Source organism: Formosa sp. F44, from assembly GCF_056238645.1.
The window spans coordinates 490,690-503,836 of record NZ_JBWDLJ010000004.1 but is presented as its reverse complement, the minus strand read 5'-3'; the positions used below and the strand labels follow the sequence as shown (position 1 = coordinate 503,836).

Below are 13,147 nucleotides of genomic sequence, written 5' to 3'. Positions count from 1 at the left end.
CGTTAGTTTTGCAATCAATTACCAAGCGAAAATTATAAAAAAAAGTTCGTTTCAGTTTAAAGGTAATAAAATCTTTAAAAGCATCAACCTAAAAAAATATTAAATTTTGAATAAAAATCATGACATTATAAACTCTGCTAAACAAGTATTTGAGTTAGAAGGTCAGTCTATATTGAATTTAAAATCATATATAAATGACAATTTCGTCAATGTTGTAGACCTCATTTACAAATCCAAAGGGCGCGTAATCATTACTGGTATTGGGAAAAGCGCGATTATCGGTAACAAGATTGTGGCCACTCTAAATTCCACAGGAACACCTGCTCTTTTTATGCATGCTGCCGAGGCCATACATGGTGATTTAGGTCTTATTTTAAAAGACGACATTGTTATATGTATTTCAAAAAGTGGAAACACGCCGGAAATAAAAGTGCTAATTCCTCTTATTAAAAGCACTAAAAACAAATTAATAGGGATTACAGGGAATGAAGATTCCTTTTTAGGACAGCATTGCGACTATTTTTTAAACACCTATGTTGAAAAAGAAGCTTGTCCGTTAAACCTAGCTCCAACAACTAGCACAACAGCCCAATTGGTTATGGGAGATGCTTTAGCCGTTTGTCTTTTAGAACTACGTGGCTTTTCGAGCGGAGATTTTGCAAAATATCATCCGGGAGGTGCATTAGGTAAAAAACTATATTTACGCGTTTCCGATATTTCTAACGATAACAACAAACCCGAAGTACACCCCGACACTAATATTAAAGAGGTTATTATAAATATCTCTAAAAATATGTTAGGTGTTACTGCTGTTATAGAAGACCAAAAAATTGTTGGTATTATTACCGATGGAGATTTAAGACGAATGCTTACAAAAACAGATCACTTTATCAATCTAACCGCTAAAGACATTATGGGAAATATGCCTAAAACCATAAATGAAAATGCCATGGCGATAGAAGCTTTAGAACTCATGGAAACTAACGATATATCTCAGCTTTTAGTTTCTAAAGACGACAACACGTACGCTGGAGTGGTACATATTCACGATTTAATAAAAGAAGGTATTATATAATGGCGAAAAAGATTAAAAAAAACATAAACGAGATGTCTTTCTTAGATCATCTTGAAGACCTAAGGTGGCATTTAATCCGAGCAACATTATCGGTAATGATCGCGGCCACATTAGCCTTTTTCGCAAAGAGCTTCATTTTCGATACTATTTTATTTGGACCAACACGTCCAAGTTTTTTTACTTATGATATTTTATGTAACATTTCGAATTACTTAGGACTAGATGATAGTTTCTGTTTTAACGAAGCGGCTTTCAAAATACAGAGTAGAACTATGGCTGGACAATTTTCGGCCCATATTTGGACCGCAATTACGGCTGGTTTTATTATTTCATTCCCATATATTCTATATGAAATATGGCAATTTATTAGTCCTGGTATGCACGCCAACGAACGTAAAAACTCAAGAGGATTTATTTTTATCTCGTCATTTTTGTTTTTCGTAGGAGTTCTGTTTGGATACTATGTGATTTGTCCGTTATCCATCAACTTCTTAGGAACGTATCAAGTCAGTGAAAAGGTACATAACGATTTCGATTTAAGTAGTTACATTAGTTTAATTCGCTCTTCGGTAATTGCATGTGGTATTATTTTTGAGTTACCTATAATAATATATTTCTTAGCAAAAGGTGGAATTATTACCCCTGAGTTCTTAAGAAAATATAGAAAAATAGCCATGGTTATTGTACTTATAGTTTCGGCTGTAATTACACCTCCAGATATTGCCAGTCAGGTTATTGTGGCTATCCCAGTTCTTATTTTATATGAAGTGAGTATTTATATAGCCAAATTTGTAACTAGAAAAGAACGTAAAAAATCTAAAGCTTTAAAAAATGTCAGATAAAATTAACGAGTTTAACGACTATAGAGCCAAAATGAATGACCGCATTTTGAGCGATGATAATAAAATAATAAAACGCATCTTTAATTTAGATACCAATGCCTTTCAGGCCGGAGCTTTAGATGTTAAAACCAAAGAACTTCTAGGTTTAGTTGCTTCTACTGTGTTACGTTGCGACGATTGTGTAAAATATCACTTAGAAACGGCGTACAAATCTGGTTTAACACGTGCAGAAGTTGTCGAAGCTTTAAGTATTGCAACCCTTGTGGGTGGTACTATCGTTATTCCACATTTAAGACGTGCTTACGAGTTTTGGGATGAATTAGAAGCTACCGAAGCCTAATTTAAAGTAGAAAAATCACTAACAGAAAGTGCTATGATTTTAGTATTTTAGCACTTCTGTATTTTTAAAACAGATAATAAAAAACACCGCATCGTGAAACTAAAAGCTGAACATTTAATGAAGTCCTACAACGGACGAAAAGTAGTAAAAGATGTCTCTCTAGAGGTTAATCAAGGTGAAATTGTGGGATTACTGGGTCCTAATGGAGCTGGAAAAACTACGTCTTTCTATATGATTGTTGGCTTAGTTAAACCCAATGGTGGCTCTATTTATTTAGAAGATAAAGAAATTACTAAATACCCTATGTACAAACGTGCGCAGAACGGTATTGGTTATTTGGCTCAAGAAGCCTCTGTTTTTAGAAAATTAAGTATTGAAGATAATATTTTAAGCGTATTACAGCTTACAAAAATGAGTAAAAAAGAACAGCTCATGAAAATGGAATCCCTAATTGATGAATTTAGTTTAGGGCATATTCGTAAGAGTCGTGGCGATTTATTATCTGGAGGGGAACGTAGACGTACAGAAATTGCTCGTGCTCTAGCAACCGACCCTAATTTTATTTTACTAGACGAACCTTTTGCAGGAGTAGATCCTGTTGCTGTAGAAGATATTCAGCGTATTGTGGCACAACTTACCAAAAAGAACATTGGTATATTAATTACAGACCACAACGTACAAGAAACCTTAGCCATTACAGACCGTACGTACTTAATGTTTGAAGGTGGTATTTTAAAAGCCGGAAAACCCGAAGAACTTGCCGAAGACGAAATGGTACGTAAAGTATATTTAGGTCAGAATTTCGAGTTGCGTAAAAAGAAGTTAGATTTTTAAATCGTACGCTAACTTTACTTTAAGTTTTGGGATACTTACGCGTTTAGAAATTATCCGATAAGAAATAGGCTACAGATTCGGTTATAATTTGAGTAGACTCGTTTCATTGAATTACAAGTGATGTGGGTGATAAAATTGGACTCTAAATCTACAGATGAGAGTTCTGATTAGTTGTGATATTTTGTTAACTCGTAGGAATATAGAAATTCCAAAACCTTTTCTCACGTATTGAATTATCTATCACGTTTATATTTTGTGATTCGCGGACAATGTTTGACATAAATCAATCTTTTAGGACAATAAGGTGCTCCCTAATCAGACCGATGATATATCAATCATAGTTATTAAAAAAAGTAAGATTCAGACATATCCAAACACCGCCCAAAAATAGGTGCTTCGGAGCTTTTATTAGCCTTAAATCAGAATCTAATAACTCCCTTTGATCACCACATCTAACATAGACATTGCCACATATACCAAAATAATTAATGGAATAGCCGCGAATTGAAGAAATACAAGTAGCAACACACATACCATTAAAAAGATATATCTAACGGCATTAGATTTAAAATCCCAAGTTTTAAATTTTAAAGCAAATAAAACTACAGGTGCATTTAATAAAAAGGTACTTGTTAAGGTTAATGCTATCAAAAAGCCTTGATTCATAATTATGGCATTCATCATAGCATTATGCTGTAATTCCATTATTAAAGGTAACGATATAATTAAGAGTGTATTTGCTGGAGTTGGTAGCCCTTTAAAATAATCTTGTTGTTCTTCATCTAAATTAAATTTAGCTAAACGATAGGCAGAAGACAAAGTAATTAAGAATCCTAAAAGTGGTAAAAATGATGGCATCACTGCATCTCCACTAAAAAAAGCATTCCACGAACCTGTGTCCGTAGACAGCTCCGGTTTACCCGCACTTAAAGCAAGTAATTTATACATTACAATACCTGGTACAACGCCACTTGTAACCATATCGGCCAAAGAATCTAATTGCAATCCTAATTCTGAAGACACGCCAAGTTTTCGCGCGGCAAACCCATCGAAAAAATCGAAAAACACACCTCCAAATACAAACGTTGCGGCTGCTATAAAATGATTGTGAGTTGCAAATATAACGGCAACACAACCACAAAATAAATTTAATAAAGTCAGCGCATTCGGCACATAATTCTTAATCGACATACTGTAAGTTGTTTATGTAAAAGTAATAAAGATTTATGGTCTAATATAAGACCATTTCCAAAAATAACACAATAAGCGACTATATTTTAAGTTAAATACTACGTTAAGAATTTTTACAATTCATTTTAAAATATGAATATCAACTTCATATTCGCTTTAAATAAAGTTTTTAACCCAATTAAATAATCTGCATATTTGTAAAAAATTAGAATTGAAGATACTTTTCACTTCCCTACTCCTATTACTTAGTGCATCTGCATTTAGCCAAGCAGTACGAAAATATTCTAACGAATTTATGAATATTGGAGTAGATGCCGCCGCATTGGGAATGAGCCATGCCGTTACAGCACAATCTGCCGATGTGAATTCAGGATATTGGAACCCGGCGGGATTAGTGCACTTAGAGGACAATCAGCTGTCGTTAATGCATTCTAGTTATTTTGCTAACATTGCTAATTATGATTATGTAGCCTATGCCATGCCTATAGACAACCAAAGCGCTATGGGAATTTCCCTAATTAGATTTGGAGTAGACGATATTTTAGACACCACTCAATTAATAGACGACGAAGGAAACATTAATTATGATAGAATTGAATTGTTTTCTACTGCAGATTACGGGGTAACCTTCTCTTATGCTAGACAACCTACATTTCTAGAAGGGTTTAGTTATGGTGTAAATGCCAAAGTGATTAGACGAATAATTGGAGATTTTGCTAACTCTTGGGGATTTGGGTTTGATGCTGGAATTCAGTACGAAACTAATTCATGGAAATTTGGGTTAATGGCTAGAGATATTACGACTACGTTTAATGCTTGGCAAATCGACGAAGATAAATTTCAAACCATTCAAGATGCTATTGGTGGCGAAAACCAAGAACTTCCTGAAACTACAGAAATCACCATTCCTAAATTACAATTGGGAATATCTAAAACCTTTATATTTAACTACGATTATTCTTTAGAAACGGCTATTGATTTACAAATGCGTTTCGCCGAAAACAACGATATTATTTCTACCAGTGTTGTAAGTATAAATCCTTCCTTTGGATTTGAATTTGGGTACTTAGATATGGTATATTTACGTGGTGGTATGGGTAATTTTCAAAACGAATTACAAATCGATAATACCGAACGTGTGAGCTTTCAGCCTAGTTTGGGAGTCGGATTTAAATACCAAGGCATTCAAGTCGATTATGCATTTACAGATATTGGAGACCAAAGTGTAGCTTTATACTCGAATGTGTTTTCTTTGAAATTGGATTTTAGTATCTTTAGGCACTAATTTATAGGATGAAACAGGCCTTTAAAAAATCGGATTCAACACTTTGAAACATCTTTTATTAGCCCTTGCAACAGGATTATTATTAGCCTTAGGCTGGCCTACTTACGGATTTCCTGTACTTTTATTTGTCGCTTTTATCCCATTACTTTATATAGCTAAACAGCTTAGAACAACGCATTCTTTAAAGTACAAAGGTTGGCGTTTATTTGGCTTATCGTATCTAGCATTCTTTATTTGGAATTTTATTACTACCAATTGGTTGCAATACGCCGATATGTTTGGTGCTAGTTTTGCTATTTTGGTAAATAGTTTGCTCATGGCTTTTATAATTTTAATTTATCAAGCCGTTGCTAAGCGCACTACAACTAATAAATCACTTTGCTTTTTAATAACTCTTTGGATTTGTTTCGAAAAATTACATCTGGGTTGGGAATTTTCTTGGCCATGGCTTAATTTAGGTAATGCCTTTTCTGAGTATCCAAAATGGGTGCAATGGTACGAACTTACTGGAACCTTTGGAGGTACACTTTGGATATGGCTGGTAAACGTGATTCTTTTTAAAGCGCTTACAACCTTTTTTGAAACTTCGGAACACAGAGTCTTAAAACGTGCAACCATTCAGACTCTAGCCATTATCTGTATTCCAATTGCAGGCTCTATAGTACGCTATTATACCTACACTCCTGAAAGCAATACTATTGAGGCCGTGGTGCTACAACCAAATATAGATCCTTATAGTGAAAAATATAATGCCACCAATGAAGAGGTTGGCGTGCTGTTAGAAAAATTAGCCACAGAAAAAACCACTCAAGAAACAAATCTTCTTGTGACTCCAGAGACTGTCTTGGCAGAAGGTTATGGCGTAGATTTACCGCGTTTTAATAGCAGTAAAGAGTTTTTTCAAGCCAAAGCTTTTGTGTATAACTATCCCAATTTAAACTACTTATTGGGCTTTCAATTTTACCAAAAGCATACGCGTGAAGCAGATATTTTACCAACTTCCAACCAGTACAACGAACATCTTTGGGTAGATTTTTACAATTCCGCAGCACTTATAAATTCAGATAAAACACCACTAATTTATCATAAATCCAAATTGGTTGTTGGTGTAGAAAACTTTCCGTATCAAAGTATTTTAAAACCAATTATTGGCGATGCCATGTTAGATTTAGGCGGAACTGTAGCCATGAAAACCACACAAACAGAACGCTCTGCTTTCTTATTAAAGAATACTAATTATAAGGTAGCCCCTGTAATTTGTTACGAGTCTGTATATGGTGAGTATGTCACAGGTTATATTAGAAACGGCGCGAATGTTTTAGCAATTATGACTAACGATGCTTGGTGGGGAAATACGCAAGGACATAAACAACACTTAAGTTTGGCTAGACTTAGAGCTATAGAAACACGTCGCGCTATTGCAAGAAGTGCGAACACCGGAATTTCAGCTTTTATTAGTCCGAAAGGCGAACTTTTGCAAACCTTAGCTTATGACACACAAGGAAGTTTAAAAGCAGATATTCCAGTAAATACCAACCTAACCTTCTATGTTAAGGCAGGAGACTATATTGCTAGAATAAGTATGTTTCTTGCTCTGGGGATATTTTTTATAACATTCTTCAGAAAAGAGAAAAAGTAAGTCATGCTTTAAAGTCGTTGCATGAATACAACTTTATTATCCGATAACACTAGCTCACATTTATAACAGATGTTAAGCTAATTTTTGTTCTTTTCTAAATTTTTAAAACATTAAAAGCACCAAAAGTTCTTTTAGCAAATCGCCCTGTGGTACCGCGTTAGATCCTACACCTTTACTTTTTACATCGAATTCGCGCAGTGTTGCAATATTAGCACTTACCTTTTTCATAGGATAATTCCGTAATGCTACGAGATATTCATCTACGAAATACGGATTAATTTTTATTGCTGAAGCCACATTTCTTGGATTCTTATCCGCTAAACCATGAACTTGTAACAATTGCGAGAAAAATGAAAACACTAAAGACACCGTAACCACCATAGGATTGTCCTTCGGGTTTTCGGCAAAATATTTAACAATACGTTGCGCCTTTAGCACATCCCGCGCTCCTATGGCTTTACGTAATTCAAAATTATTATAATCCTTACTAATCCCTATATTTTCTTCGATATGTTCGGGTGTAATCTGACTATCTTTTGGTAATACAATCTGTAATTTATCTAATTCATTACTTATTTTACTCAAATCGTTCCCTAAAAACTCCACTAACATTTGGGCTGCTTTAGGCGTAATGGTATACGATTTTGGCGCTAAAATACGACGAATCCAATCTGCAACCTGATTTTCGTAAAGCTTTTTACTTTCAAAAACAATTCCCGTTTTTTTAATGGTTTTGTAAACAGCCTTACGTTTATCTACCGTTTTATATTTATAGTTTAAAACTAAAATAGTAGACGGTTGTGGGTTTTTAGCATAATCTACCAATTTATCTATAGTTCGCGATAAATCTTGAGCTTCCTTTACAATAACAACCTGGTATTCGGCCATCATAGGATATCGTTTAGCCTGTCCTACAATATCTTCAACAGTCACATCGCGACCATACAATACCATTTGGTTAAAGCCTTTTTCTTCCTCATTTAAAACATGATCTTCAATATAATCGGAAAGCTTATCTATATAATAGGTTTCTTCTCCCATTAGAAGATAAATAGGTTTTAATTTTTTCTCCTTTATATCGGCAACTAATTGTTTTATCTCGTCCAAACTGTAAACTATCTAGGATTATTCCAAAAATACCCTCTTGGAATTTGGTTTTTGAATTTTGAAATCTAACTTTGAAAATTCAAGACTTAGCAATGCAAGAACTAAACTTTCCGAAGTTTTCATTTCGATTCAAAAATAGCGAAAATAAAATTTCTATTTTTGATGATATCCGTAAAAAATTTGTGATTCTTCAACCCGAAGAATGGGTACGCCAACATTGTGTACACTATTTAATACAAGTTAAAGGCTACCCCAAATCACTTATAAATGTTGAAAAAGAATTAATAGTAAACAAGTTACGCAAGCGCTACGATATCGTCATTTTTAATTCCGATGGAAGCATTCATGTTATTGTAGAATGTAAAGCGCCTAAAATAAATATTACGCAAACCACCTTCGACCAAATTGCACGATATAATTTAACCCTGAACGCGAGCTATTTAATGGTTACAAACGGATTAAATCATTATTATTGCCAGATGGATTTTGAAGCCGAAAAATATAATTTCTTACAAGACATTCCTAATTACAAGGCCTAACAGATTATGATAATTGCTATTGCTATATTAAATTGGAATGGAGCAACGTTACTAAAACAGTTTCTACCCTCTGTAATTTTAAATTCGGAAGGCGCCGATATTTATGTAATTGATAATGCGTCTACAGACGAATCTGTTAACCTACTAAAAAAAGAATTTCCTTCGGTACGCATCATATTAAATTCGGAAAACGGTGGCTATGCAAAAGGCTATAACGACGGTTTAAAACACATAGATGCAGACGTTTATTGTTTATTAAATAGCGACATCGAAGTCACTCCTAATTGGCTATCTCCTATAAGAAATGCTTTTAAGCAAGATGCTAAAACCGCTATACTCCAACCAAAAATTTTAGATTTTAAGAATAAAGAGTATTTTGAATACGCTGGCGCCTCTGGAGGCTTTATAGATAAGTATGGCTATCCGTTTTGTCGCGGTCGTATTTTTGACACGTTGGAAAAAGATAACGGACAGTACAATTCTAATATAAATATAGATTGGGCCACTGGTGCTTGTCTGTTTGTAAGATCGGACGTGTTTAACACTGTAAATGGATTCGACAATGCTTTTTTTGCCCATATGGAGGAAATTGATTTATGTTGGCGCACCAGAAATTTGGGGTACACCATAAAGTGTATACCTGCATCGCAAGTTTATCATGTTGGTGGTGCCACGTTAAATGCTTCGAATCCGAAGAAAACCTACCTTAATTTCAGGAATAGTTTATTCACTTTAGTAAAAAATGCAAGCGGAAATATACTCGCTATAATCTTCATTAGAATGCTGTTAGACGGCGTTGCCGGACTTCAGTTTTTATTACAATTAAAATTTAAGCATTTCATTGCAATAATTCACGCACATTTCAGTTTTTACATACAGTTATCGGAAGTATTAAAGGAAAGAAAAACACTTGTACAGCCCCAAAACTACTATAAATCAGAATTAATAGTTTGGGATTATTTTGTAAAAAAGAAACAAAAGTTCAGTGAATTGAAAAATACTTAGCAAAAGTTTTGTTAAACGCTATTTTAACATCTTTTTTTTCATATTTTTGATATGTTTAAATGTAATTTAAGAATTATTATGAAGAAACTAATTTTAAGCAGTGTAGCTGCTTTACTCCTATTATCATCATGTGTATCTAAAAAAGATTACGCAGCACTAGAATCTAAGCAAAAAGAAACTCAAGATTTATTAAATACAGCAACAGTTAAACTGAATAGTTGTTTAACAGAAAAAGCTGCGGCTACTGCTAGAGCGGAAGCCTTGAAAGATCAAATTACCGATTTAATTGACACTAAAGGGAATTTAACAACTCTGACTCAAAAAGGTGCAGAGAACTTAGAGAAATCTTTAGAAAGCATGAAAGAAAAGGATCTTAAAATCACAAGATTGCAAGATGCTTTAACTAGAAAAGACAGTGTTACTTTAGCAGTTGTTACTAGTTTAAAGAAAGAAGTTGGTATTAACGATCCAGACATTGAAATCAATGTAGAAAAAGGTGTTGTATTTATCTCTATTGCTGATAAATTATTATTTAGAAGCGGAAGTTATATCGTAACAGATAAAGCTAAAGATGTTTTAGCTAAAGTTGCTAAAGTTGTAAATAGCAAACCAAACTTTGAAGCTATGGTAGAAGGTCACACAGACAACGTACCTTACAAAAAAGGTGGTATTCTTGAAGACAACTGGGACTTAAGTGTTAAACGTGCTACATCTGTTGTAAGAGTATTACAAGAAATGAACGTTAATCCTGCACAATTAATTGCAGCTGGTAGAAGTCACTACGTACCATTAGTAGATAATGATACTGCAGAGAACAGAGCTACAAACAGACGTACTCGTATTGTTGTACTTCCTAAAATTGACCAATTCTACGAAATGGTTGAAAAAGAAATGAAAAGCATGGTAGAAGCTGATAAGCAATAAGCCATTTTCACTTATATACTAAAAAGCTCAATCGCAAGATTGGGCTTTTTTTATAGCTTTACTTTTGAAAAATTAAAATAGAAGTTTAGCTTTGAGTATCTTTAATTTTAGACAACTAAACAAATAACAAACTCAAAGTAGCATATCATGGCTGAAGACAACATAACCCCACCAGCTTTAATTACACGAGATTGGCTAGCAATAGAACGAACTAAACTCGCAAACGAGCGCACCTTTCTGGCTTATTTTAGATCATTTATGGTGTTTTTAGGAACAGGACTCACCATAATTAAACTACATATACTAGAACAGATGGAATGGTTTGGCATTGTTTTAATCGTTATGGCTCCCATTATATTAGCCATAGGTGCCTATAGATTAATAAAAGTAAGACGTGTTATTAGAGCCCATTATAACGTATAAATGAAAGCAGCCACAGTAAGAGAATTAAAAATAGAATTAAAAGATCAAACGCAAGACGAGCTTATCGCACTATGCTTACGTTTATCGAAGTTTAAAAAAGAAAATAAAGAGCTACTCACCTACTTACTGTTCGAATCTCACGACGAAGCCGAATACATAAACCAAATTAAAACTGAAATCTCGGAACAGTTTACTACCATTAATACCAATAGTTATTTTTATATAAAAAAAAGTGTACGCAAAATATTGCGCCAACTTAAAATCTACGTTAGATATTCAGGAAAAAAAGAAACTGAAGTGGAACTTTTATTATTTTTCTGTGCCGAATTGAAAGCATTTAAGCCGTCTATTAAACGTAATGCGACCCTAACAAACTTATACGACAGGCAGATTGCTAGTATACAAAAAAGCATTTTAACGCTACATGAAGATTTACAATATGATTATACCCTAGAATTGGAACAATTATAAATAGTCTATACTATAATTAGTCATTTTTAACGTGATTTTTCCTGTTTTCACACCTTCTTCTCGCATTTGCTTTCTATCGATAGAGGTGTCTTTTCCCATATAGTTTAATGGAATTTTTAAACGTTCAATTTCAAAATTCACATCTACATGCTCTGGCAATATGGCATCTTCATTTTCAAAATGAAAGTGTAAAGTATAGGTTCCGTTTTTCTTGGTGTTAATTTCCGTTTCCGTAATTCTTGCCTGTACTGTATCTATCAATAAAGTGGCTATGGAAAAATCGGCACGTTTATCGGTAGAAATAATATTAATGGCTTTGTAAGACGCTCCATTTCTTATCTCTTCGCCACGATCTACCGTAATAAACGGATATTCAAACAACTGCTGCAAAGAAAAATCTAATCCTCGTTTCGGAATCATTACAAAGTCAGACGATTCAAACATGGCTTTTTCTCCTTTTGTATAGGTCATTTTAGCATGCTTGGTTGGCATATTTATAAAGCTTATATCTACATCCAATTGTATATCTACTGTAAATGCTTCAACAGTATCCATTCGGGATTTAACAGCTAATAAATCGGCATCAATCTCCTGAGCTACAGCAGTCGAAACACAAAAAAACAAAATAAAAAATCGTATCATCCTATATCTTTTTTATTAAAAACGTAAATACCAATCCCCATAAGTAATGCAATATAAACGCTTAAAAATAGTGTGTTTTGTAATATAGTATCCCAAGGAATTTCGGTATAAAAAAAGTACTGCCAAGTATCGTTTAACTTGGCAAAAAATAAACGGTTAATCCAGCCGATTCCAAAATCTACTTTCAATAAAATATTAGACAGAATTAAAAAAAATGCAGAAACAATCCACGTCTTTGTGGCTTCTTTTAAAAATACTGCAATAGTTAGACTCGCTACCGAAAAAAAGACCATGGAAAATGCACCCGACACAAAAGCCCATTTTAGGCGATATAAAGCATCTTGTTGTTCAAAGAAATTTAGAGCATTTAAGTAGACAATTAAATCTCCTTTTCCGAAAATCCCATACGACAATACAAATGCAGAAAAGGCAACAAAAAATACAACAACTAAAGTAAAAATAACCGCCACGATGTATTTACTTAGAATAAATTTCCATTTACTAATGGGTTGTAACATCATGGCTTGTACAGTTCTGTCTTTATATTCCGATGATAATGTTCCGGATACGATAATCATTAAAATTAAAGGCAAGTGAAACCATAATGTATTTAAAATTAAATAGACTAGAAGGTTTCCGTTAAGCAAACTCCCCTCAAAATAGAAGGTTTGCTTTAAATTATCTAGTAAAATATCTATAATACTAGTACCCTGAAAATATGCACTAACCAATACTACAGCTTCAATTATAAATAAAGCCACCAAAGCATAATAGGTTTTACTTTGCTTGTAGAGTTTATAAAACTCTGAAGAAATTAATGCGCGCATATT

The 13,147-nt window shown here is 33.7% G+C and carries 15 protein-coding genes; 11 read left to right on the top strand and 4 right to left on the bottom strand.

Annotated elements, in window-relative coordinates; genetic code table 11:
* The first annotated feature begins 106 nt into the window (after window positions 1–106).
* From AC0UBM_RS14800 to lptB, 4 genes are all read left to right on the top strand, one after another.
* Window positions 107–1,075, top strand: coding sequence for a KpsF/GutQ family sugar-phosphate isomerase (locus tag AC0UBM_RS14800; protein ID WP_414036908.1), 969 nt, complete (start codon window positions 107–109; stop codon window positions 1,073–1,075).
* On the top strand, window positions 1,075–1,917 hold the full coding sequence (gene tatC, locus AC0UBM_RS14795; protein ID WP_414036909.1) for a twin-arginine translocase subunit TatC: 843 nt from the start codon (window positions 1,075–1,077) through the stop codon (window positions 1,915–1,917). Before AC0UBM_RS14800 ends, tatC begins: the two co-directional genes overlap by 1 nt.
* Complete coding sequence (locus AC0UBM_RS14790) at window positions 1,907–2,257, top strand: carboxymuconolactone decarboxylase family protein (protein ID WP_414036910.1); 351 nt, start codon at window positions 1,907–1,909, stop codon at window positions 2,255–2,257. The genes tatC and AC0UBM_RS14790 overlap by 11 nt, the downstream gene beginning before the upstream one ends.
* A 93-nt stretch (window positions 2,258–2,350) precedes the next feature.
* On the top strand, window positions 2,351–3,091 hold the full coding sequence (lptB, locus tag AC0UBM_RS14785) for an LPS export ABC transporter ATP-binding protein (RefSeq protein WP_382381783.1): 741 nt from the start codon (window positions 2,351–2,353) through the stop codon (window positions 3,089–3,091).
* A gap of 426 nt (window positions 3,092–3,517) precedes the next feature.
* On the opposite strand, the gene AC0UBM_RS14780 is transcribed toward lptB, so the two are convergent.
* Window positions 3,518–4,282, bottom strand: coding sequence for a CDP-alcohol phosphatidyltransferase family protein (locus AC0UBM_RS14780; RefSeq protein WP_434035634.1), 765 nt, complete (start codon window positions 4,280–4,282; stop codon window positions 3,518–3,520).
* Between the two features lie 211 nt (window positions 4,283–4,493).
* Between AC0UBM_RS14780 and AC0UBM_RS14775 the strand changes: the two genes are divergently transcribed.
* On the top strand, window positions 4,494–5,567 hold the full coding sequence (locus AC0UBM_RS14775) for a putative type IX sorting system protein PorV2 (protein ID WP_475689139.1): 1,074 nt from the start codon (window positions 4,494–4,496) through the stop codon (window positions 5,565–5,567).
* 43 nt (window positions 5,568–5,610) lie between these two features.
* Window positions 5,611–7,206, top strand: coding sequence for an apolipoprotein N-acyltransferase (lnt, locus tag AC0UBM_RS14770; protein ID WP_475689138.1), 1,596 nt, complete (start codon window positions 5,611–5,613; stop codon window positions 7,204–7,206).
* Window positions 7,207–7,308: 102 nt separating this feature from the next.
* On the opposite strand, the gene holA is transcribed toward lnt, so the two are convergent.
* Window positions 7,309–8,313, bottom strand: coding sequence for a DNA polymerase III subunit delta (gene holA, locus AC0UBM_RS14765; protein ID WP_475689137.1), 1,005 nt, complete (start codon window positions 8,311–8,313; stop codon window positions 7,309–7,311).
* 92 nt (window positions 8,314–8,405) lie between these two features.
* Here holA and AC0UBM_RS14760 point away from each other — a divergent pair, with 92 nt between their 5' ends.
* The 5 genes from AC0UBM_RS14760 to AC0UBM_RS14740 all read left to right on the top strand — a co-directional run bounded on the left by AC0UBM_RS14760 (window position 8,406) and on the right by AC0UBM_RS14740 (window position 11,675).
* Entirely contained in the window at window positions 8,406–8,852 is a 447-nt protein-coding gene (locus tag AC0UBM_RS14760; RefSeq protein WP_414037076.1) for a type I restriction enzyme HsdR N-terminal domain-containing protein, read from the top strand.
* Window positions 8,853–8,858: 6 nt separating this feature from the next.
* On the top strand, window positions 8,859–9,857 hold the full coding sequence (locus AC0UBM_RS14755; protein WP_475689136.1) for a glycosyltransferase family 2 protein: 999 nt from the start codon (window positions 8,859–8,861) through the stop codon (window positions 9,855–9,857).
* Window positions 9,858–9,935: 78 nt separating this feature from the next.
* Window positions 9,936–10,781 (top strand): OmpA/MotB family protein, encoded by an 846-nt coding sequence (locus AC0UBM_RS14750; protein WP_414036915.1) that lies wholly within the window; start codon window positions 9,936–9,938, stop codon window positions 10,779–10,781.
* Between the two features lie 147 nt (window positions 10,782–10,928).
* A complete protein-coding gene (locus AC0UBM_RS14745) occupies window positions 10,929–11,204 on the top strand; it encodes a DUF202 domain-containing protein (protein WP_475689135.1) in 276 nt (91 codons plus the stop codon).
* Complete coding sequence (locus AC0UBM_RS14740) at window positions 11,205–11,675, top strand: hypothetical protein (RefSeq protein WP_434035631.1); 471 nt, start codon at window positions 11,205–11,207, stop codon at window positions 11,673–11,675. It begins immediately after the preceding gene.
* Here AC0UBM_RS14740 and AC0UBM_RS14735 read toward each other — a convergent pair.
* Window positions 11,670–12,317 carry a hypothetical protein gene (locus AC0UBM_RS14735; protein WP_475689134.1) on the bottom strand — a complete coding sequence of 216 codons (648 nt, stop codon included), beginning with the start codon at window positions 12,315–12,317 and terminating at the stop codon, window positions 11,670–11,672. The two genes, AC0UBM_RS14740 and AC0UBM_RS14735, sit on opposite strands and share 6 nt — an antisense overlap.
* Window positions 12,314–13,144 carry an ABC transporter permease gene (locus AC0UBM_RS14730; protein ID WP_475689133.1) on the bottom strand — a complete coding sequence of 277 codons (831 nt, stop codon included), beginning with the start codon at window positions 13,142–13,144 and terminating at the stop codon, window positions 12,314–12,316. The genes AC0UBM_RS14735 and AC0UBM_RS14730 overlap by 4 nt, the downstream gene beginning before the upstream one ends.
* Between the last annotated feature and the right edge of the window lie 3 nt (window positions 13,145–13,147).

Coding starts and splice junctions, on each gene's coding strand:
- tatC (WP_414036909.1), top strand. CDS start 1,075: ATGGCGAAAAAGATTAAAAAAAACATAAACGAGATGTCTTTCTTAGAT.
- AC0UBM_RS14790 (WP_414036910.1), top strand. CDS start 1,907: ATGTCAGATAAAATTAACGAGTTTAACGACTATAGAGCCAAAATGAAT.
- AC0UBM_RS14780 (WP_434035634.1), bottom strand. CDS start 4,282: ATGTCGATTAAGAATTATGTGCCGAATGCGCTGACTTTATTAAATTTA.
- AC0UBM_RS14760 (WP_414037076.1), top strand. CDS start 8,406: ATGCAAGAACTAAACTTTCCGAAGTTTTCATTTCGATTCAAAAATAGC.
- AC0UBM_RS14755 (WP_475689136.1), top strand. CDS start 8,859: ATGATAATTGCTATTGCTATATTAAATTGGAATGGAGCAACGTTACTA.
- AC0UBM_RS14750 (WP_414036915.1), top strand. CDS start 9,936: ATGAAGAAACTAATTTTAAGCAGTGTAGCTGCTTTACTCCTATTATCA.
- AC0UBM_RS14745 (WP_475689135.1), top strand. CDS start 10,929: ATGGCTGAAGACAACATAACCCCACCAGCTTTAATTACACGAGATTGG.
- AC0UBM_RS14740 (WP_434035631.1), top strand. CDS start 11,205: ATGAAAGCAGCCACAGTAAGAGAATTAAAAATAGAATTAAAAGATCAA.
- AC0UBM_RS14735 (WP_475689134.1), bottom strand. CDS start 12,317: ATGATACGATTTTTTATTTTGTTTTTTTGTGTTTCGACTGCTGTAGCT.
- AC0UBM_RS14730 (WP_475689133.1), bottom strand. CDS start 13,144: ATGCGCGCATTAATTTCTTCAGAGTTTTATAAACTCTACAAGCAAAGT.